General features: G+C 60.9%; 21 protein-coding genes. 6 read left to right on the top strand and 15 right to left on the bottom strand.

What is annotated here, in order from left to right; all coding sequences use genetic code 11:
* Positions 1-55: 55 nt before the first annotated feature.
* Both C7T36_RS08925 and C7T36_RS08920 read right to left on the bottom strand, forming a co-directional pair.
* The gene (locus C7T36_RS08925) at positions 56-880 is read right to left on the bottom strand and encodes an acyl-CoA thioesterase II (protein WP_033236983.1); all 825 of its coding nucleotides are present in this window, start codon (positions 878-880) and stop codon (positions 56-58) included.
* Between the two features lie 56 nt (positions 881-936).
* Entirely contained in the window at positions 937-1,593 is a 657-nt protein-coding gene (locus tag C7T36_RS08920; protein ID WP_230590427.1) for a TetR/AcrR family transcriptional regulator, read from the bottom strand.
* A 176-nt stretch (positions 1,594-1,769) separates the two neighbouring features.
* Between C7T36_RS08920 and C7T36_RS08915 the strand changes: the two genes are divergently transcribed.
* From C7T36_RS08915 to C7T36_RS08905, 3 genes are read left to right on the top strand one after another with little or no spacing between them, the layout of a single operon-like run.
* Entirely contained in the window at positions 1,770-2,768 is a 999-nt protein-coding gene (locus C7T36_RS08915) for an acyl-CoA dehydrogenase family protein (RefSeq protein WP_045064781.1), read from the top strand.
* Positions 2,752-3,927 carry an acyl-CoA dehydrogenase family protein gene (locus C7T36_RS08910; protein ID WP_033236980.1) on the top strand — a complete coding sequence of 392 codons (1,176 nt, stop codon included), beginning with the start codon at positions 2,752-2,754 and terminating at the stop codon, positions 3,925-3,927. The genes C7T36_RS08915 and C7T36_RS08910 overlap by 17 nt, the downstream gene beginning before the upstream one ends.
* Positions 3,928-3,937: 10 nt before the next feature.
* Positions 3,938-4,720, top strand: a complete 783-nt coding sequence (locus C7T36_RS08905; protein WP_033236979.1) for an enoyl-CoA hydratase — start codon at positions 3,938-3,940, stop codon at positions 4,718-4,720.
* A 57-nt stretch (positions 4,721-4,777) separates the two neighbouring features.
* On the opposite strand, the gene C7T36_RS08900 is transcribed toward C7T36_RS08905, so the two are convergent.
* A complete protein-coding gene (locus C7T36_RS08900; protein ID WP_045064780.1) occupies positions 4,778-5,359 on the bottom strand; it encodes a nuclear transport factor 2 family protein in 582 nt (193 codons plus the stop codon).
* Between the two features lie 198 nt (positions 5,360-5,557).
* On the opposite strand from C7T36_RS08900, the gene C7T36_RS08895 reads away from it, so the two are divergent.
* The 3 genes from C7T36_RS08895 to C7T36_RS08885 are packed head-to-tail and all read left to right on the top strand — an operon-like array spanning position 5,558 to position 7,672.
* Positions 5,558-6,484 carry a TIGR03564 family F420-dependent LLM class oxidoreductase gene (locus C7T36_RS08895; RefSeq protein ID WP_033236977.1) on the top strand — a complete coding sequence of 309 codons (927 nt, stop codon included), beginning with the start codon at positions 5,558-5,560 and terminating at the stop codon, positions 6,482-6,484.
* Positions 6,485-6,501: 17 nt separating this feature from the next.
* Positions 6,502-7,131, top strand: a complete 630-nt coding sequence (locus tag C7T36_RS08890) for a PaaI family thioesterase (RefSeq protein WP_045064778.1) — start codon at positions 6,502-6,504, stop codon at positions 7,129-7,131.
* Positions 7,109-7,672 carry a PaaI family thioesterase gene (locus C7T36_RS08885; RefSeq protein WP_141485099.1) on the top strand — a complete coding sequence of 188 codons (564 nt, stop codon included), beginning with the start codon at positions 7,109-7,111 and terminating at the stop codon, positions 7,670-7,672. Before C7T36_RS08890 ends, C7T36_RS08885 begins: the two co-directional genes overlap by 23 nt.
* 11 nt (positions 7,673-7,683) lie before the next feature.
* Here the strand turns inward: C7T36_RS08885 and C7T36_RS08880 are convergent, their stop codons facing one another.
* The 12 genes from C7T36_RS08880 to C7T36_RS08825 all read right to left on the bottom strand — a co-directional run bounded on the left by C7T36_RS08880 (position 7,684) and on the right by C7T36_RS08825 (position 17,111).
* A complete protein-coding gene (locus C7T36_RS08880; RefSeq protein WP_045064775.1) occupies positions 7,684-8,481 on the bottom strand; it encodes an acyl-CoA dehydrogenase family protein in 798 nt (265 codons plus the stop codon).
* On the bottom strand, positions 8,478-9,572 hold the full coding sequence (locus C7T36_RS08875) for an acyl-CoA dehydrogenase family protein (protein WP_033236975.1): 1,095 nt from the start codon (positions 9,570-9,572) through the stop codon (positions 8,478-8,480). Before C7T36_RS08875 ends, C7T36_RS08880 begins: the two co-directional genes overlap by 4 nt.
* Entirely contained in the window at positions 9,569-9,988 is a 420-nt protein-coding gene (locus C7T36_RS08870; protein ID WP_045064773.1) for a nuclear transport factor 2 family protein, read from the bottom strand. The genes C7T36_RS08875 and C7T36_RS08870 overlap by 4 nt, the downstream gene beginning before the upstream one ends.
* On the bottom strand, positions 9,975-11,186 hold the full coding sequence (locus tag C7T36_RS08865; protein ID WP_033236973.1) for an amidohydrolase family protein: 1,212 nt from the start codon (positions 11,184-11,186) through the stop codon (positions 9,975-9,977). The genes C7T36_RS08870 and C7T36_RS08865 overlap by 14 nt, the downstream gene beginning before the upstream one ends.
* 54 nt (positions 11,187-11,240) lie before the next feature.
* Positions 11,241-11,564, bottom strand: coding sequence for a hypothetical protein (locus C7T36_RS08860; protein WP_033237421.1), 324 nt, complete (start codon positions 11,562-11,564; stop codon positions 11,241-11,243).
* Positions 11,548-12,813 carry an aromatic ring-hydroxylating dioxygenase subunit alpha gene (locus C7T36_RS08855; RefSeq protein WP_033237420.1) on the bottom strand — a complete coding sequence of 422 codons (1,266 nt, stop codon included), beginning with the start codon at positions 12,811-12,813 and terminating at the stop codon, positions 11,548-11,550. The genes C7T36_RS08860 and C7T36_RS08855 overlap by 17 nt, the downstream gene beginning before the upstream one ends.
* A 3-nt stretch (positions 12,814-12,816) precedes the next feature.
* On the bottom strand, positions 12,817-13,353 hold the full coding sequence (locus C7T36_RS08850) for a carboxymuconolactone decarboxylase family protein (protein WP_045066694.1): 537 nt from the start codon (positions 13,351-13,353) through the stop codon (positions 12,817-12,819).
* Between the two features lie 217 nt (positions 13,354-13,570).
* On the bottom strand, positions 13,571-13,882 hold the full coding sequence (locus tag C7T36_RS08845) for a DUF1330 domain-containing protein (protein ID WP_033237409.1): 312 nt from the start codon (positions 13,880-13,882) through the stop codon (positions 13,571-13,573).
* Between the two features lie 41 nt (positions 13,883-13,923).
* A complete protein-coding gene (locus C7T36_RS08840; protein WP_045064766.1) occupies positions 13,924-14,112 on the bottom strand; it encodes a ferredoxin in 189 nt (62 codons plus the stop codon).
* Entirely contained in the window at positions 14,112-15,404 is a 1,293-nt protein-coding gene (locus C7T36_RS08835) for a cytochrome P450 (protein WP_045064763.1), read from the bottom strand. Before C7T36_RS08835 ends, C7T36_RS08840 begins: the two co-directional genes overlap by 1 nt.
* A gap of 103 nt (positions 15,405-15,507) precedes the next feature.
* A complete protein-coding gene (locus tag C7T36_RS08830) occupies positions 15,508-15,849 on the bottom strand; it encodes a hypothetical protein (RefSeq protein WP_045064761.1) in 342 nt (113 codons plus the stop codon).
* Positions 15,846-17,111, bottom strand: coding sequence for an aromatic ring-hydroxylating dioxygenase subunit alpha (locus tag C7T36_RS08825; protein ID WP_045064758.1), 1,266 nt, complete (start codon positions 17,109-17,111; stop codon positions 15,846-15,848). Before C7T36_RS08825 ends, C7T36_RS08830 begins: the two co-directional genes overlap by 4 nt.
* Positions 17,112-17,330 lie beyond the last annotated feature (219 nt).

Raw genomic sequence — 17,330 nt, 5'->3', positions numbered from 1 at the left:
TATTTGAACTCATGTCACACCTAACTGATCGGTCGGTGCTACCGAGAATCGGTTGTCACGGTAGGCGGAGCAGGGCTTCCTGTGCATACGAGGCAACGAGGTTGCCGTCCTCGGAGTACACGTCGCCGCGGCCGAAGCAGCGCCCGTGAGCAGTCACGGGGCTGTCCTGACGCAGCAATAGCCACGAGTCGGTCGTGAAGGGTCGGTGAAACCACAGATTGTGTGAGGTGACTGCGGACGTGAAGGTGGTTCCGTTGCCGAGTTGGCTCAATCCGTCGACCGGGCGTAGGGCGGTGCCGATCAGCGTGAGGTCGGTGGCGTAGGTGGCGATGGCGGGCGCGAGGTTCTGGCTGACCGGTGGGGTGCGCATCCACATTTCGAACTCGGGCGCGCCGGTGTCGGTGGAGTTGAGGTCGACGTCGGTGCGTATTTCCCACGGGATCAGGTCGACGTCGGTCCGGAACTCTTCGCCGAGTGGCGACGCAATTGTGTTCTCTGACTGACGATCCGGGCCGTCCTCGGGAGCATGCATGGAGATCAGGGACGTGGCGATGACGCCTTTGGATTGGCGCGCAATGATGGTCAATGTTGCGAAGGAACGGCCTTCGTGTTGACGCGTCACTTCATAGCGGACGGTTTCGTCGGCGCTGCCTTCCCTGGCAAACAGGGAATGAAGCGACTTGATGCTCTTGTTCGGACAGGTCAATTCGGCCGCGCGGACGAACTGACCGAGAATTTGCCCGCCGAAAAGTCGGTGGTACGTCAAATGCAGGTTGGGACCCTCGAAAACGAGGGTTGTCGCATTCTCGTCGGTATCAGTTCGTCCGGTCTGCGGTTGCAGGTCGAGGCAGGCGAGGAGGTCGTTCCATAACTCGGACATCGGCCGAGTGTATATAAAATTTCCTCAATTGAGAATGAAGTTCTCAATCCTGTTTTTCAGCCCTTGTGTGCGAACCCCTGTGAACAGAAGGCCCAGACCTCGTCGGAGGAAATGGGATGGACGGTCGCGTCGTCCGGGGCGCCGCTGGACTGCGCAATGAACATCACCGTCTGCATGGTCATGGCGGCAATTCGGCGGGGGTTGACGCCCTCGCGCAACTGTCCTGCTTCGCTCACCTTCTCCATTAGTTCGACGAAGAACGCGAGAAGCGAGGAGTGGGCAACCTTGACCTCGGCCGGATGCGACAGCAGCAACTGGGGGGCGAAATCGGTGAACAGTGGACGCTGAGCAGCCGGGTCGGGACGACAGAACTCGAAAAGAAGCTCGACTGCGATCTTGAGTTGGTCCATCGGTTCGGATGTGCCGGCGGTCGCTGCACGGATCTGTTCGGCGCTACGGCTCAGGGCGTCTTCGAACAATGCCAACAGTAGTTCGTGCTTACCGTCGAATTGGAGGTAGAAGCTACGCAAGGACAGTTTGGACCGGTCGACCACCTCTTGCACGGTGAAGTCGGTGGTGCCTTTTTCGGTGATGATCGACTGTGCCGCATCGAGAAATCGCTGCACGCGTTGCTCTGCGCGAAGCTTTGCGGTCTTGATGGAACGCTCGACCGACCGTTGCTTCCATGCCGGCTCTTCGCTGGGCGTGGTCACCACTGCACCAGCCCCCTTCCGATTGTCAAAAACATGTTTGCACTGTACCGGAGATGTCTGTGTCACAGTGGAACGACCAAGTGTTATTTACATTTTCGAGACTATTACTATCGCTGAGCGAGAATGCTATTCTCAAACAATAATGCACCGCAGCTCCGACAGGGAGGCAGTTCGGGATGCTCTTCGAGTTCGACTCCGATCAGCGACTATGGCAAAACACCGTGCGCGAAGTGACGGCAAAGGAATGCCCGTCGTCGCTGATCCGGGACGTCGTCGACAACGACGCCAACCCGATACAAATTTGGAAAACTTACGTTTCGCTCGGTTGGACCGAGTTGACCGATCCTGATACCGCAGTTGAATTGGCAATCGTCTTGGAAGAGTTGGGCCGAGCGACGGATCCCACTCCCTACCTGGCGACAATGACACAATTTGCTCCACTTTCGAGTGAGCCGATCGATCCTGAGCAGCCGGGAACGGCAGTATTCGAGGGCGTCAGTGCCAGCCGTGACGGAAACGGGTGGCGTCTGGACGGCACGGCGCACCGCGTACTCGACGGTGATCGCGCCGAGAAGTTGGCCGTCGTCACGTCGGCGGGAGTCTTTGTTGTTCCGGCCGCGGACGTCACAGCGACGCGCAGTCCGATTTTCGATCCGGTGCTTCATGTTGCGGAAGTGTCGTTCGACGGCGTGCGGGTCGGCGTCGACCAGCGCAGTAGCGCAGATCCGGCACGGGCCATGGACCTCGCGCTCACCGGAATGGCGCTCACGACAGTCGGAGCGTGTCAGCGCGTCCTTGATCTTGCACTCGACCATGTGCGGAACCGCAAGCAGTTCGGTTCCCTCATCGGATCGTTCCAGGCTGTCCAGCACAAAGCTGCCGACATGCACCTTGCAATCGAGCGTGCCCGCGCCCTCGCGTACTACGCAGCGCTGACGATTGCCGAGAACGACCCGAGGCGGCGGCTGGCCGCGTCCATGGCCAAGGCTGCAGCCGGGGAGTGCCAATCGTTGGTGTTCCGCAACGGAATGCAGCTGTTCGGAGCGATGAGCTTCACCTGGGAAAACGACCTACAGTTTGCGCTCAAGCGTGCCAAAGCCGGTGAGCTACTGCTCGGCGGTGCGGCACAGCATCGGGCGCTGATCGCCGAGGAGTACCGTGCAACTCAACTTTGACGCCGACGTCGAGGAATTCCGGGCAGAGTTCCGCGCTTTCCTGGACGAGAATCTTCCCAGCGAGGCGCAGGCCGCGGAGCGCGCCGGATCCAGCGCGGATATTCCGCAGTGGGCGCGCGAATGGCAGCGTCTGCAGTTCGACAACGGTTGGCTGTTACCGGGCAACCCGCCGGAATTCGGTGGGCGCAATGCTGGGATCCTCGAGCAGTACGTGCATCTGGAGGAACTGTCGAAGCGGCGGATCTATCACAGCTTCAATCCGCAAGGACTGGGCATCATCGCCGCGTCGTTGCTCTCGTTCGGAACCGAGGAGCAGAAAAAGCAGTGGGCCGCACCGATCTTGCGTGCTGAGATCACCGCGGCACTCGGCATGAGCGAGCCAGGCGCAGGTTCGGATCTTGCGTCGCTGCGCACCCGTGCCGATCGTGACGGAGACCATTTTGTGGTCAACGGTCAGAAGGTCTGGACATCCGGCGCGCATGACGCCGACGTGATCCTGACCTTCGTCCGCACCGATCCCGACGCCCCCAAGCATCAGGGCATCAGTGTGCTGATGATCCCCACCGACTCACCAGGCTTGGTTCGCCGGCCCTTTGCATCCATCTGCGCAGACGATGATCTCGACTTCAACGAAGTGTTTTTCACCGATGTGAAAGTTCCGGCAGAGAACCTGATCGGTGAACTGAACAAGGGGTGGTCAGTGGCAACCGGTTCGCTCGGACACGAGCGAAACTTGTTGTGGCTCAGCTTTGCCGATCGCCTGCAAGATCTGATGGCGGACTTCCATCCGGCGACGGACATCGACCGGGATCACTACGCGACGCTCGTGATGGACCATCAGGCGCTGCGTCTGCTCGGTTCGGCAGCGTTGGCGCGCGCTGCTCGCGGTGAACAGGACGTGGCCGCCCTGTCGATACTCAAACTGCTCGGTTCCGAAGCGGTACAACGCTCTTCGGAAGAGGCCTTGATCGCCGCCGGACCTGAAGGTTTGGTTCATCCGGCTTTGACGTCGGCGTACAACCCGATGGACAACGAGGCCTTCAGTTCGAGTTGGTTCGAACGTTATGCACGAAGCTTCGCCGGCACGATCGCCGGTGGAACCTCCGAAATCCAGCGCACTATCGTCGCCGAGCGCGTGCTCGGCCTTCCCCGAAGCTGAGGAGCCTGACATGTACATTCTCTACGAGGTGGCCGACAAGATCGCGACCATCACCCTCAACCGTCCCGAAGTTGCGAACGTCCAGAACATGCAGTTGCTCGACGAACTCGACGCAGCCTGGACCCGTGCGGCCGAGGACGACGACGTCGCGGTGATCGTAGTTCGCGCCGAAGGCAAGCACTTCTCGGCCGGTCACGACCTCAATGATCGTTGGCCCTCGCCCAAGGAAATCACCTTGGAATGGATCTACCGCGCCGAAAGCCGTCGATACCTGGAATACACGTTGCGCTGGCGCAACACTCCCAAGCCGTCGATCGCAGCGGTTCAGGGGCGCATCATCGCGGGTGGCTTGATGCTGTGCTGGCCGTGCGACCTCATCATTGCTTCCGAGGACGCATTGTTCTCCGATCCGGTTGCGCTGATGGGCATCGGCGGCGTCGAATACCACGGTCACACTTGGGAACTCGGCGCCCGTAAGGCAAAGGAAATCCTCTTCACCGGTCGTCCGGTGACGGCCGAAGAGGCTGAGAAGACCGGCATGGTCAACAAGGTTGTGCCGCGCGATCAGCTCGATGCCGAGGCGCGCGCCATGGCCTTGCAGATTGCCGAGATGCCGTCATTCGGCCTCCGTCAGGCCAAGCGCGCAGTCAACCAGACACTCGACGTGCAGGGCTTCTATGCTGCCGTGCAGTCCGTGTTCGACATCCACCAGACCGGTCACGGCAACGCCCTCAGTGTTTCGGGCTACCCGATCCTGGTGAAGTTGGACGAGATGAAGGAAAAGATCAAGTAGGGCCTTCGGCTCTGTGCGCCTTTCTGGTAGTTCGCGCTACCGGAAAGGCGCACAGGGTTATTCCCACCTTGCGGGGGCAGGCTTCTCCAACGTCAGCGGACGTTCGTATGACAAATCCTCGCGGTCGCGGGTGCCGACGAGGTAGCCCTTTTCTGTGAAGAAGGGCGATTGCAGCACCCGTGCGTCGGCGATGAACATTGCCTCGACGGTTGATCTGCGAACTGCAATGCGCCACTGACCCTCTCGCCGTTCCAGGCGATCGAGATAGCGTCCACTGATGAATTGCGCGCTCTTGCCGTCATTGCCGACGAGGACAACGATGACGTAGCTTTCGGCATGTGCGACCTCGCCGTCGATGTCGCACGAGTGCGTGGTGATGTTGTGCGTGTGTACCTGCGAGGTTTCGGCGTGGGCAGTGTTCGCCCATTCACCGTATTCGGGACCCGTATTGGTTGCGAACCCGTGTTCGTCGACGCCGTTGTCGTGGTACGCGGCGGTGATGAGATCGATGTCGTGTCGATCGCATCCGCGGGCGTGCCGGCTGATGCAGTCCAGGATCGCGGTGCGATCCATGAGATAGCGAACATCTTTCTGTAGTGTCTCGAGCTGCTGGGTCTCGGTGGAGTTGTCGAGGGTCATCCTCTGCTCATTTCAGCTGATGTGATGTCGGTGGGAAGTCTGCCGCGATAGACGCATTGGACTATACAGTTGTATAGTCCAATCGTGGCGTGATTCGACCGGCGGTCATATGTCTCCGTCGAGGCCAACCCAATTCTCTGGCAGCATTATTCGCGCCAGACGGTGGCCGGGATCAGCCACTCCAACTTTGGAGGAATCATGCGAATCGGATTGACCGGCGGCGCTTCGTCCACCGACAAAATTGTCCAGCAAGCACAACGAGCAGAGGCAGACGGTTTTACCTCACTCTGGTACGCCAGCACGGTCGCCGGTGATCCGCTGACTGCACTTGCGGTAGCCGGGCGGGCCACGACGTCGATCGAACTCGGAACTGCTGTTCTGCAGACCTATCCGTGCCATCCACTGCTGCAGGCGAATCGCGTTGCTGCCGTAGCAGAGGCCATGGGACGCAAGGGATTCACATTGGGGCTCGGACCTTCGCACGAATCGCTGGTCCGGGACGTGTACGGCTTGTCCTACGACCGCCCGGGTCGCAATACCGAAGAATATGTACAGATCGTCACCGCACTGCTTCGCGGGGAAGACGTCGACTTCCGCGGCGCGGATTGGTCGACGCGCAGTGCCGGCCGGATGGCCAAGGTCGTCCACGACGTCCCGGTGCTGCTCTCCGCCATGTCGCCCCGCATGTTGCGGGTGGCAGGACAATACGCCGATGGCACGGTGTTATGGATGGCGTCGGGCAAGGTGATCGAGTCCCACATCGCTCCCGCGCTCCATACTGCTGCGGAATCTGCGGGTCGCCCAGCGCCTCGAATTGTCGCCGGGTTGCCGGTGGCGGTTCACGACGATGCCGACGAAGCTCGCGCCGCTGTTGCTGCAAATGCCACCGCGTATGCCGGAATGCCCAACTATCAACGGGTTCTCGACGCCGGCGGAGCAAGCAGCCCAGCGGATGTGGCGATTGTCGGCAACGCTCGATCGGTGCGCGCACAATTGCAGTCCCTGGTGGATGCCGGTGCGACCGATATCTGGGCTGCCGTCTTCCCCGTCGGTGCGGACCGGAAGGAATCCGTCCGCCGGACCACTGATCTTCTCGCCGAAATGGCAACTCCGGTAACAGGGTAACTTCCGGGAGGAACCGAATGAGGTACGACGTGGACACGGTGGCACAGCAGGATTCGGATGAGGTTGCCCGAGCTGTTGTGTCCGTGCGGCGGCTGACAGCGGCTGTAGCGGCCGCCCGCTCCGACATGCCGGGGCTCTCTGCCGTGGCCTCGCGGATACATGCTCTCGCTGACGATCTCGAGGCTCGCTCCTGCTCTGCCGCGGAGCGGGTGAATCAGATGAACACTATCGGCAGGATCGTCCGATACAGTCCGGTAGTCGGATCCGCCAATGTGCTTGCAGCTCCGCTCCACTTGCGTCACATCGGCGACGGTAACGAGGGGACAGTCACTTTTTCGGTCGCGCATCAGGGTTCCCTCGGAGTAGTGCATGAGGGTTTTGCGGCGATGGTCCTCGACGTTGCTCTCGCGGAAGCGAACATGGCAGCAGGAGTCCCCGCCATGACAGCAGGTTTGACGCTTCGCTACCACCACCCGATGCCGGTGTGCTGCGACCTGACGGTACGGGCCTGGCATGTGTACGTAGACGGCCGAAAGTCGTGGTGCCGTGGAGAAATCTGGTGGGAACACGACCTGTGCGTGAGTGCAGAAGGACTGTTCATCGTTCCGCGCGAAGGAGGGGCTCGTGGCCAGGATCGACAGGGCTGACGTGATTAATCCGTCACCGATCGACGACGCGGCGGACGGACTGCGGCGATTGACTGACCTTCTCCTGAGGGTGGACGAGAACGATCCCGCCCTGGTCGCGGTAGCCGACGAACTCGACCGCATCGAAGCGGCGCTCGAGCAGAACGCTGGACCCGTGGAGTTCCGTGACCCTGTCAGTGGGAGAGGCAATGCCCTCGCACCGCCCCTGGATATGGAGAGATTGCCTGACGGCACTGTCCGGGCGACCGGCTCGCTCGGCCTGCCCTACCAAGGACCGCAGGGACTTGTGCATGGTGGGATGTCGGCGCTGATGCTCGATCACATACTCGGCCTGACACACCCGGAGGGATCGACCCTTCTGGAGGAACTGGTGGTGCGCTACCACCAGCCGCTCCCACTCTTCGAAGGCGTTGTGATCACCGGTCGTCGGATGAGCGATGAAGACGAGAAGGTCCGCGCTCACGGTGAGATCACCGTGGACGGGTACCTGGCGGTGTCGGCGGAGGCGCTCTTCCGTGACGCGCCTCCGCCGACGACCTGACTTGTGTGAGCTCAGCTCAGTTGCGTCAGACGTGGAGCAAATCCCTGAGTTCGGATGGTTGCCCCCGCCTCACGGGTGAGTTCCCGTGCACTGCCGAGCAATCCGTCGAGAAGCATGGCCCGACGGACGTGACGGTGAAGGTCGTGTTCGGCAGTGAAACCGATCCCGCCGAGTACTTGCTGGCAGTGGCGGGCCGTTGTCAGAGCGGCTTTGCCGGCCGCGGCCTTCGCCAGCAGCGAGCCGAGGTCGTCGGTGGCGGTATTCAACGTTGCTTCCGCGCCCTCGATGGCGACCAGCGTCTCGGCAAGCCGATGACGAACAGCCTGGAACGATGCCACCGGCTTACCGAACTGCATGCGGTTCAAGGCATGGGTGCGGGCGAGATCGAGCATTGCGCGACTGGTACCCACCAACCACCATCCGAGTGCCCGGCGACCCGCCGCGAGCGGGACGGCATCACCGGCCTCCACGACGCGTAGCGGAACATCGGTGTCCAATGTTGTTCCGGGTCCCTCGCTCCGTTCCCACAGGACCCAGCGCACACCGGAGTACGGCAGCGCGACGGTACCGCCCACGGGCAGACTCAGCGCGGTATCGGCCAACACCACGTCGTTGACCAGTGGTGCATGGGCGCCGGTCTCGCCGAGCAGGCGAAACACCAGAGGCACTGCTACATCGGGCATTTCGGTGAGCATCTCGGTCCAACCGAGTTCGGTCATGGCGGCATCGAGTTTGCTGCCGGACACACTGAGCATTGTCTTGCGGAGCGTTTCGGTGAGCAGATTCAGCTCGTCGTCGTGCATGCTCATTCCTTCCCCAGATCCAGCAGCCGCCGCGCGATGATGTTGCGCTGAATTTCAGCTGTACCGCCGTAGATGGTGGCTGCACGCGAGTACAGGAACTCCGACCGCCATGGCGTCTCGTCGAGTTCGATGGTGCCAGGCAACAAGTCGCGCACGGTATCGAACAACTGCTGCTCGGAGGTCGCCAGCAGAACCTTGTCGATCGATGTCTCCGGGCCGATCTTTGCGCCCTCCGCCAATCGGGTTTGTGTCGCGAGGGACCGGGCTCGCACGGTGTGCAGTGCCAGGTAGGCGGCGCCGAGTTCGGCGTCATCTGTTGCGTCTGTGTCGGATTCGGCGAGCAGCTGATCCAGACGGGAGAACAGGTACGCGATCCGATGCCAGAAGCACGTGGAACGCTCATGGGGCAGTAGATCCATCGCCACTCGCCAACCGTCGCCCGGCTTGCCGAGCATGCGGTCCGCCGGAACGACGACGTCGTCGAAGTAGACCTCGGCAAACTCGTCGACTCCGTGCATGGTGCGCAGCGGCCGGACGGTGATGCCTGGAGTGTCCATGTCGACGAAGAAGGCGGTAATTCCGTCGTGGCCCGGCCCGGTACGGGTGAGCAGGACACATCGCGCCGAATACTGAGCCAGCGACGTCCAGACTTTCTGACCGTTGACAACCCAGTTTTCCCCGTCTCGGACTGCCCGGGTGCTCAGCGACGCGAGATCGCTACCCGAACCGGGTTCGGAGAAGCCCTGGCACCATTGCTCACGTCCACTGAGAAGTCGCGGAACCATTTCCGCTGCCAACTCCGGCCGGGCGTACGAAATCATCGTGGGAGCAAGGACTTCGATCATCGAGTAGATGCCGGGCTCGGCGAGGTCGCGAGTGGCAACTTCCTCGCCGAGAACCGCACGCAGGACAGCGGGCCCACCGAGCCCGCCGACCTCCTCGGGCCAGCCGTACCGCATCCAACCCGCGTCGAACAGTGCACCTCGAACGCGGCCGAGCTGTTCTACCTGACCGTCGAGCGAATGATCGGATCCGGGGGAGAGATCGTTTTCGGCCAGCCAGGTCTGGACGGCCGACCGAAATTCGGGGACGTTCATGCCCCCGGACGATCGAAAGCGTGAGGAATACCCGAATCATGATCGCCGTTGCGGCGCAGGAACGTCATCGCGCGCGTCTGCAGCCGCCAACCGTCTTCGGTGCGCAGGTACGTATCGCTGTAGTAGCCGATCCGCATGTCGTGCGTTGCATGATCGACGAAGCACAGTGTCTGGCTTCCGGTTGCCGTGTCGGCACCGGTGAATTCGACGACGGGTGTCCCCGTCATGAACAGCCCCTGGGGAGCGGCCGCAACCAGAGCGGGAAACTCGTCGAGTGGGTACTTGTCGCCGAAAGCGCTGTACGTGCCGTCCGGAGTGAACACAGCGACAACACCGTCGACATCGCCCTTGGTCATGTTGACCGCATAGCGAGCGAGAAGTTGCGAGATCTCCATGATCTCGTCAGTTGTTGACATAAATCTTTCCGCCCTTCATGACGAAGCCGACTCGCTGGGTAACCGTGATGTCCTCCAACGGATCTCCGGGTACCGCAATGATGTCGGCGAGTAGACCTTCGGCCAGACGGCCACGGTCGGTGACGTTGATGAGATCTGCGGCGACGGTGGTGGCCGCCCGCAACACCGCGATATTGCTCATGCCGCGAGAGACGAGGGCAACCAGTTCGTCTGCATTCTTTCCGTGCGGGATTGCCGGCGCATCGGTGCCTACGGCGATCTTCACACCGGCGTCGTATGCCGCCTTGACCGAAAGTCGTGCACGCGGGAACATTTCGGCTGCCTTGGCCTGTAGCTCCGGCGCGGCCTTGGAGGTATCCATGGCGTCGGCCAAGCGCGTGGTCGGCACCAGGAAGGTGCCGTGCTCCACCATCATTGCGATGGCCTCGTCGTCGACCAGGAAGCCGTGCTCGATGCAGTCGATGCCGGCTTCGATTGCCGCCTTCACTGCTTCTGCGCCGTGCGTGTGCGACGCGACACGCAGACCGCGTCGGTGCGCCTCGTCCACGATCGCACGCAGTTCTTCGTTGGAATAGTGTTGCGCACCAGGTAGTCCGGTGTGTGACATGACTCCACCCGAAACGCAGACCTTGATCAACTGAGCGCCGTGCTTGATCTGGTAGCGAACAGCCTTACGGCACTCGTCGACACCGTTGGCGATGCCCTCTTCGATAGTCAGGTCCAACACGCCGGGAGCAAACGCCGCGAACATCGTCGGATCGAGGTGGCCACCGGTGGGAGTGATCGCGTGGCCGGCCGGGATGATTCGCGGTCCGTCGACCCAACCCGCATCGATTGCCTTGCCGAGAGCCACGTCGAGCAGGTAGCCACCGGTTTTCACGAACAGTCCCAGGTTGCGCACAGTGGTGAAACCCGCGCGCAGAGTGCGACGTGAGTTGCCGACGGCACGCAGCATCCGGAGCGGCGGATCATCCTGAACCGTTGAGTAGACCGGCTTTTCGCCGCGTCCACCCATCAGCAGGTTTACCTCCATGTCCATGAGTCCGGGAAGAAGAATCTGGTCGCCGAGGTCGACGATTTCGCCTTCGGGTGTTCCGCCGATTCCGACGATCTTGCCTTCGTCGACCTTGATGACGGCCGGCCGGACGATCTCGCCGCTGTCGACGTCGAGCATTCCCGCTGCTTTGAGTGTGATCATGTTCAGTCCCTTTGAGATCAGAAGATCAGAAGATCAGACGATCGGTAGATCGGGTCAGACGACGGGTTCGACGGTGACGGCTACGTAGGCTGCGCCGCTGTCGGGGACGCGGGGTTGTTTCCAGACTTCGATGGGGAAGGTGACCATGACGAAGGATTGCATGAGGTGTACGAGTGCTCGTGCGTCGTCGGGTAGGTCGTCGAGGGGGAATTTGTCGCAGTAGGTGATGGCGTCTTCGAGTCGGTTGAAGGCGGCGTCGTAGAAGTCTTGCATTTCGGGCATGGTGGAGGCGAGGCGTTTTGCGTAGCGTTCGCCTTCGGTGGGGAGGATCCAGTCGGCGAAGCGTTCGAGGTCGGCGAAGTCAGTTGGTAGTGGCATCGCGGTGCTCCTTGACGTGTGTTCGTGCGGTGTGGTGAAGGTGGCGGATGAGGAGTTCTTGGTCGCAGAGGGGGAATTCGGTGACGGTGCGGGTGGCCATCATTGTTTGTGAGGCTTCGAGGGTGTTCGCGTCTTGGAGTGCGTATTCCTTGAAGGTGACTGCGGCGAGTTCGTGTGCGAGTCGTTCGCGGGTGTTCTTGGGGGGTACGAAGTAGAGGCTGGCTTCGAAGATGTGTTTGTCGACTGCGGTGGGCCAGTAGTGGTAGGTGAGGTACCAGCCTGGTGCCCAGATGAGGAGCATGAAGTTGGGGAAGATGGTGAAGCTGTCTTCGCCCCAGGCTGCGTGGCGTGCGGGGTTGAGTGTGGGGGGTAGGGGGTCGAGGCCTTCGATGTCGGGGCGGTCCCAGGGGCCGAAGAGTCCGCTGCGCAGTGCGCGTTCGATGGGCTTGACCATGTTGAGGTCTTTCGGCGGTGCCATTCCGCCCCATGAGGAGATGAGGGAGTGGGGTCCGTCGAGTTCGTAGTGGAGTGCTTCGAAGCCGGTGGCGGCGAGTTTGTCTGCTTCGGCCTTGGTTGCCTGCTTCTGGTGCAGGATGGGGGCGTGGTAGAACTCGGCGAATGCGTCGATGAAGAGTTTCCAGTTGCTGCCGATTTCGGCGCGGTAGCTGTAGACCTCGGTCATTTCGTGGAAGGGGTAGCCTTCGACGCCCTTGAGCATGGGGCCGAGGTATTCCTCGAGGCTTTGCTGGGGGTTGAGGTTGACGAAGATGAAGCCTTGCCAGGTTTCGCAGGTGACTTCGACGAGTCCGTAGTCCTGCTTGTCGACGTCGAAGAATTCGCCTTCTTGTTGGATGAAGGAGAGTTTGCCGTCGAGGTCGTAGCGCCAGGCGTGGTATTTGCAGGTGAACTGGCGGCAGGTGCCTGAGGTTTCGTCGCCGGGGATTTCGTTCCATACCAGCTTGTTTCCGCGGTGGCGGCAGACGTTGTGGAATGCGCGGATGGTTCCGTCGGCGCCCTTGACGATGATCAGGGAGGTGTTGACGGCGGCGAGTTCTTTGGTGAAGTAGCTGCCGGTGCGGGGGACTCGTTCGACGCGTCCGACGTTGAGCCAGGTGCGTTTGAAGATTGCTTCGCGTTCGGCTTCGTAGTGTTCGGGGTCGATGGAGTCGGTGTAGTCGACGGGTGCGGTGCCGAGGTGGGGATACTGTTCGGTCCAGCTTCCCGCGGCCGGTTTGGCGAAGTGTGGCACGGTCTACTCGCTTTCGTGGTCTGGCTCGATGCCAAATGAGTTGAAGGCCATGGCCATCAGGCCATAGCAGCCGACGGTGAAGACAAAATCCATCAGCTGTCGTTTGTCGAAATACTCGCTGAGTGCAGCCCAGGTTTCGTCGGAGACGATCGAATCGACTTCGAGCTCTTCGACGGCGCGCAACACCGTGATGTCGGGTTCGACGAGGGCTTCGCCGCGCATCGCCGATTCGATCTCGGCCGGCGTCAGGCCTGCTTCCTCCTGGGCGATGATGATGTGGTGGGTCTTCTCGTAAGCGCAGTTTCGGCGCGTTGCAACCCTCAGGATGGCGAGTTCGCGCAGGCGCGGCGGAAGGCTGTTGCGGTACAGCATTCGCGTGCTGAAGATGAGGAAGTCCCTGGTCAGTTCAGGGTGATTCACCAGAGTGGACAGAGCCGGTCCGGCACCTTCCGGGTTCTGCCGCTCACGGGGCAGCATTCCGCGCAACGACATTCGGACCTGGTCGTCCCAATCTGCTTCGGGTAACGGAGATAGCCGCATCAGATGTTCGTTTCCTTTGCTGTCATCGAAAGGCGCAATATTTTCGATCTCATCTTTGAGAATCACATTCTCTTTAACTGAGCGCAATATTTCCACAGTCCTCACCCGTCGTCAACGTCGGCCGGGTTCGGTCGGTCTACACACAAAAAACACGCGGTGTTCGACAGACGAACACCGCGTGAGATTCAGGGTCTGCTCGACCCGTTAGAGGTCGACATCACCCACGGCGACTCGGCATCTCGAATCCTGACAGGATCACGGCATTGGTCTCGGCAGCACTCTCGCGCAACACCTTTGCCTCCTGGTACTCGTCGGACTCGTACCAAGTGCGGGCCGCCTCGACCGATGCGAACTCGAGGACGACTGTCCGGTCGCCGTGCCAATCGCCCTCGAGTACGCGAGGTGTCGTCTCGACCGACAGAACTGTGGCGCCGCCCTTTGCCAGTGAGGGCGCAGATGCCCGGCCATAGGCATTCATGCCGGCTTCGTCCTTGACGGCTTCGGTCAAGATGACATATCCCTTGGGCATTACGTACTCCTGGTAGTCGTGATTGATGGTTGAAAGTGAAGTCAGGTCAGGGTGATTGCGCGCTCGGGGCAATTCGAGACAGCGTCACGAACTGCACCTTCCGAGTCTGTCGGAACCTCGTCGGCAATCGCCTCGGCGTAACCGTCGTCGGTGAGAGTAAAGACCTCAGGGGCGATCGTGAGGCAGACGCCGTGCCCCTTGCATCCGTCCGGGTCGACAGTGACCTTCATCAGGCGCCCTCCTCGGCGAGCGTGTACTCGAGATTCAAGTTGGTGAGACCGCGGAGGATGAACGTCGGAACATACTGGAATTTACGGTTATCCGCCGTTCCGTGAATACTCTCCGAAATTCGGATGTCCGTGGTGCGGTCCAGAAGGCGCTCGAGGCAAATCCGGGCTTCCGTACGAGCGAGTGGGGCGCCGGGGCAGCTGTGAATGCCACGGCCGAAGGCGATATGTGTGCGGGAATTGGGTCGATCGATGTCGAACGTCGCAGCATCCGGGAACTGGCGCGGATCGCGATTGGCAGCGCCGTTGACCAGCATTACCGTGGTGCCTGCCGGGATATCTACTCCGCCAATGGTTGTGGGAACTCGAGAGAGCCGGAAATCGCCTTTGATCGGGCTTTCGATCCGCAGTGTCTCTTCGATGAAGTTGGGAATGCGGTCGCGTTCCTTGCGTAGAAGTGCTTGGAGCTCCGGCTCTTCGGCAAGAATCTTGAGTGCGGAGCTGAGCAGGCGGACCGTGGTTTCCTGGCCGGCCGAAAAGAGGTTGGCAGCAACATGTACGACGTCTGCGACATCGGGGGTCGAGCCGTCCGGGAACGTTGCGGTGGCCAATCCGGTCATGACATCGTCACGTGGTTCACGGCGACGATCCTCGACGTAGGCGGTGAACTGCGCGTACAGGAATTCCATCGGAGTGTGTGCCATCGTGTCGTCGCCGGTGCTTCCGACACCGCCGCCCCCACCGCCGTGCGGTTGTCCGAGATTCCGAACAAAATCGTTGCGATCGTCCTCGGGAACACCGAGCAGATCGGCGATGGCCAGCAACGCATACGGGAGGGCGAACTCGCTGATGAATTCACCTTCGCCGCCCTCGAGTGCCTTGTCCAGCAACTGGTCTGCGAGCGTCCACATCCAGTCCTCGTTCTCCTTGAGGCGCTTGGGGGTGATCAATCGCATGAGCAGCGCGCGGTGATCGGTGTGCATCGGGGGATCGAGTGTCGGTAGCTGATCGTTCATCGGGAGCTTGTGTCGGTGCAGTTCGATCAATTCCGAGACGTCGTCGCCTTCGAGTGGGACCGGGAAACCTGGGAACGGACCGGTAACCGACGTGCACGACGAGAATGTCACGCTGTCCTGCAGCACCTCCACGGCTTCCTCGTACCCCGTCACCATGACTACGTCGTGGTGCGGTTCGCGCTTGACGGGGCATTGACCGCGCATCGCCTCGAAGTACGGATACGGGTCCACGACAAGATCGTCGTCTTTGAAAAAGTTCTTGGTCTCGAAGTCGGTCATGGCTACACCGTTTCCCGCGACATCGCTCGCGCGTATGTCTCGATTCTTGAGGCGAGGGGCTGCTCACCTGAGTCAGTGGGTCATTTCGAACAGTGGGACATTTTCAGAAGGATGGTTCGGTGAGACGGTTCAGGACCGCGTCGCCGCCGTCTACGACCCTGGGCTGATGCCAGATTTCGACGCACATCGCGACCATGATGACGGAGTGCACCAGGCGGAGCAGATTGCGCGCGTCGTCGGGGAGATCGTCGAGCGGAAACTTGTCGCAGTAGGCAAGAGCGTCTTGAAGGACGGGGAAACCGGCGTCGTAGAACGCCTGCATCGTTGCCATGCTGCTCGTCATCCGCATATTCCAGCGTTCAGCCTCCGTTTCGAGACTCCACACGGCGGCAAAACCCTCGAGTTCCGAGAATTGCTGAGGAAGAAGAGGATTGATGTTCGTCATGCATTCACCCCGGAGCCTTGGTAATTCGCGACCCAGTCGGCAACGGACTTGTGGAAATGCCGGACGAGGAGTTCCTGGTCGTTGAGTGGGAAGTCGCTCGAGTCGCCCAGAGCGTCGAGACCCTGTTGAGTTCCGACGAGGGTGCCGGCGTCCTGCAGAGCGAACTCCTTGAACATGACGACGGAGCATTCCTGCGCAGCGCGGTCGCTGGCGGTTTTGGCCGGTGGGAAGAAGAGGGTGCCCTCGAACCGGTGCGTGTTGTGCGACGTAGGCCAGTAGCGGTAGACGAGGTACCACCCGCTCGCCCAGATCAGGATCTCCAGGTTGGGGAAGATCTGGAAGTTGTCGGCCGCCCAGGCCTTGATGCGTCCCGGGTTGGTTCCGGACAGCTCGCCCCCGAGATCGGGTTCGTTCCACGGGCCGAACAAGCCGCTGCGCGTTTCCATTTCGATCGGGTACTGGAAATTGGCCGGCCACAGTCGACGCGGAACGCTGGACGTGGACACCATTCGATGGGGCCCGTCGAGTTGATAGTGCGGCGCCTCGAAACCCTTCATCATCTGGGGCCTGGCGTCGGGGGTTGCTTCCTGGGTATGCAGCGACGGGACGTGGTAGTACTCCTGGAATGCGTCCAGGAAGACCTTCCAGTTGCAGTCGATGTCGGCGCTGAAATCGTAGCGCTCGGGCATCTCCTCGAACGGATACCCCGCCAGATCCGTGATCATCGAACCGAGGAATTCGGTAAGAGTGGTGGCCGGTTCCTTGGCGAGATTGACGAAGATGAACCCGGCCCAGACATCGCAATGCACCGGGACCAGTCCGTAATCGGCCTTGTTCAAGTCGAAAAACTCGCCCTCCTGCTGCACAAACGTCAGCGACCCGTCGAGCGAGTAGCGCCACGCGTGGTACTTGCAGGTGAAGGCGCGGCACGAGCCGCTGGTCTCCGCACTAGGAATGTCGTTCCACACCAACTTGTTTCCGCGGTGACGGCAGATGTTGTGGAAGGCGCGAACCTGCCCCTCCAGATCGCGCACGATGATGAGCGAGGTATTGGCGACCTCGATTTCCTTGGTGAAATAGCGGCCTTTGTCGGCGACGTCCTCGACGCGCCCGACATTGAGCCACGCCTGCTTGAACACTGCTTCGCGTTCGGCTTCGTAGAATTCGGGCGAAATGCAGTCCTGATAGGACACCGGCCCGGTTCCGACGTCCGGATAGTGCTGGGTCCAGCTTCCTTCGGCAGGTTTGGGAAAGAGTGCCATGCGGATGTCCTTCTATAGTGGCGGCGCTTCCGATGCTTCCCAGCGCGCCGTCAATTGTCAAGAATTGCATTCTGTTACAAGAGTATTCGTATCCTAGGCAGTGATGCCAAGACTTTGTCCGTAATTGTGCATTGTGGTGCAACATATTTCGATATCTCGGGCAGTGCGGGCGAAAATGAAAAGACCGCAACGCCCGGCATGCGTGAAGATGTGCATGCC

Origin of the sequence: Rhodococcus sp. AD45-ID (genome assembly GCF_003023755.1) — a bacterium.
GTDB classification, from domain to species: domain Bacteria; phylum Actinomycetota; class Actinomycetes; order Mycobacteriales; family Mycobacteriaceae; genus Rhodococcus_F; species Rhodococcus_F globerula.
The sequence above is the reverse complement of the archived record's forward strand: the minus strand, read 5'-3'. Positions and strand labels throughout refer to the sequence as shown.

Coding starts and splice junctions, on each gene's coding strand:
- C7T36_RS08900 (WP_045064780.1), bottom strand. CDS start 5,359: ATGACCCTCGACAACTCCACCGAGACCCAGCAGCTCGAGACACTACAG.
- C7T36_RS08845 (WP_033237409.1), bottom strand. CDS start 13,882: ATGCCCAAGGGATATGTCATCTTGACCGAAGCCGTCAAGGACGAAGCC.
- C7T36_RS08825 (WP_045064758.1), bottom strand. CDS start 17,111: ATGGCACTCTTTCCCAAACCTGCCGAAGGAAGCTGGACCCAGCACTAT.
- C7T36_RS08860 (WP_033237421.1), bottom strand. CDS start 11,564: ATGCCACTACCAACTGACTTCGCCGACCTCGAACGCTTCGCCGACTGG.
- C7T36_RS08875 (WP_033236975.1), bottom strand. CDS start 9,572: ATGAACGTCCCCGAATTTCGGTCGGCCGTCCAGACCTGGCTGGCCGAA.
- C7T36_RS08850 (WP_045066694.1), bottom strand. CDS start 13,353: ATGCGGCTATCTCCGTTACCCGAAGCAGATTGGGACGACCAGGTCCGA.
- C7T36_RS08840 (WP_045064766.1), bottom strand. CDS start 14,112: ATGAAGGTCACTGTCGACCCGGACGGATGCAAGGGGCACGGCGTCTGC.
- C7T36_RS08895 (WP_033236977.1), top strand. CDS start 5,558: ATGCGAATCGGATTGACCGGCGGCGCTTCGTCCACCGACAAAATTGTC.
- C7T36_RS08830 (WP_045064761.1), bottom strand. CDS start 15,849: ATGACGAACATCAATCCTCTTCTTCCTCAGCAATTCTCGGAACTCGAG.
- C7T36_RS08905 (WP_033236979.1), top strand. CDS start 3,938: ATGTACATTCTCTACGAGGTGGCCGACAAGATCGCGACCATCACCCTC.
- C7T36_RS08870 (WP_045064773.1), bottom strand. CDS start 9,988: ATGTCAACAACTGACGAGATCATGGAGATCTCGCAACTTCTCGCTCGC.
- C7T36_RS08880 (WP_045064775.1), bottom strand. CDS start 8,481: ATGAGCATGCACGACGACGAGCTGAATCTGCTCACCGAAACGCTCCGC.
- C7T36_RS08915 (WP_045064781.1), top strand. CDS start 1,770: ATGCTCTTCGAGTTCGACTCCGATCAGCGACTATGGCAAAACACCGTG.
- C7T36_RS08865 (WP_033236973.1), bottom strand. CDS start 11,186: ATGATCACACTCAAAGCAGCGGGAATGCTCGACGTCGACAGCGGCGAG.
- C7T36_RS08890 (WP_045064778.1), top strand. CDS start 6,502: ATGAGGTACGACGTGGACACGGTGGCACAGCAGGATTCGGATGAGGTT.
- C7T36_RS08835 (WP_045064763.1), bottom strand. CDS start 15,404: ATGACCGACTTCGAGACCAAGAACTTTTTCAAAGACGACGATCTTGTC.
- C7T36_RS08925 (WP_033236983.1), bottom strand. CDS start 880: ATGTCCGAGTTATGGAACGACCTCCTCGCCTGCCTCGACCTGCAACCG.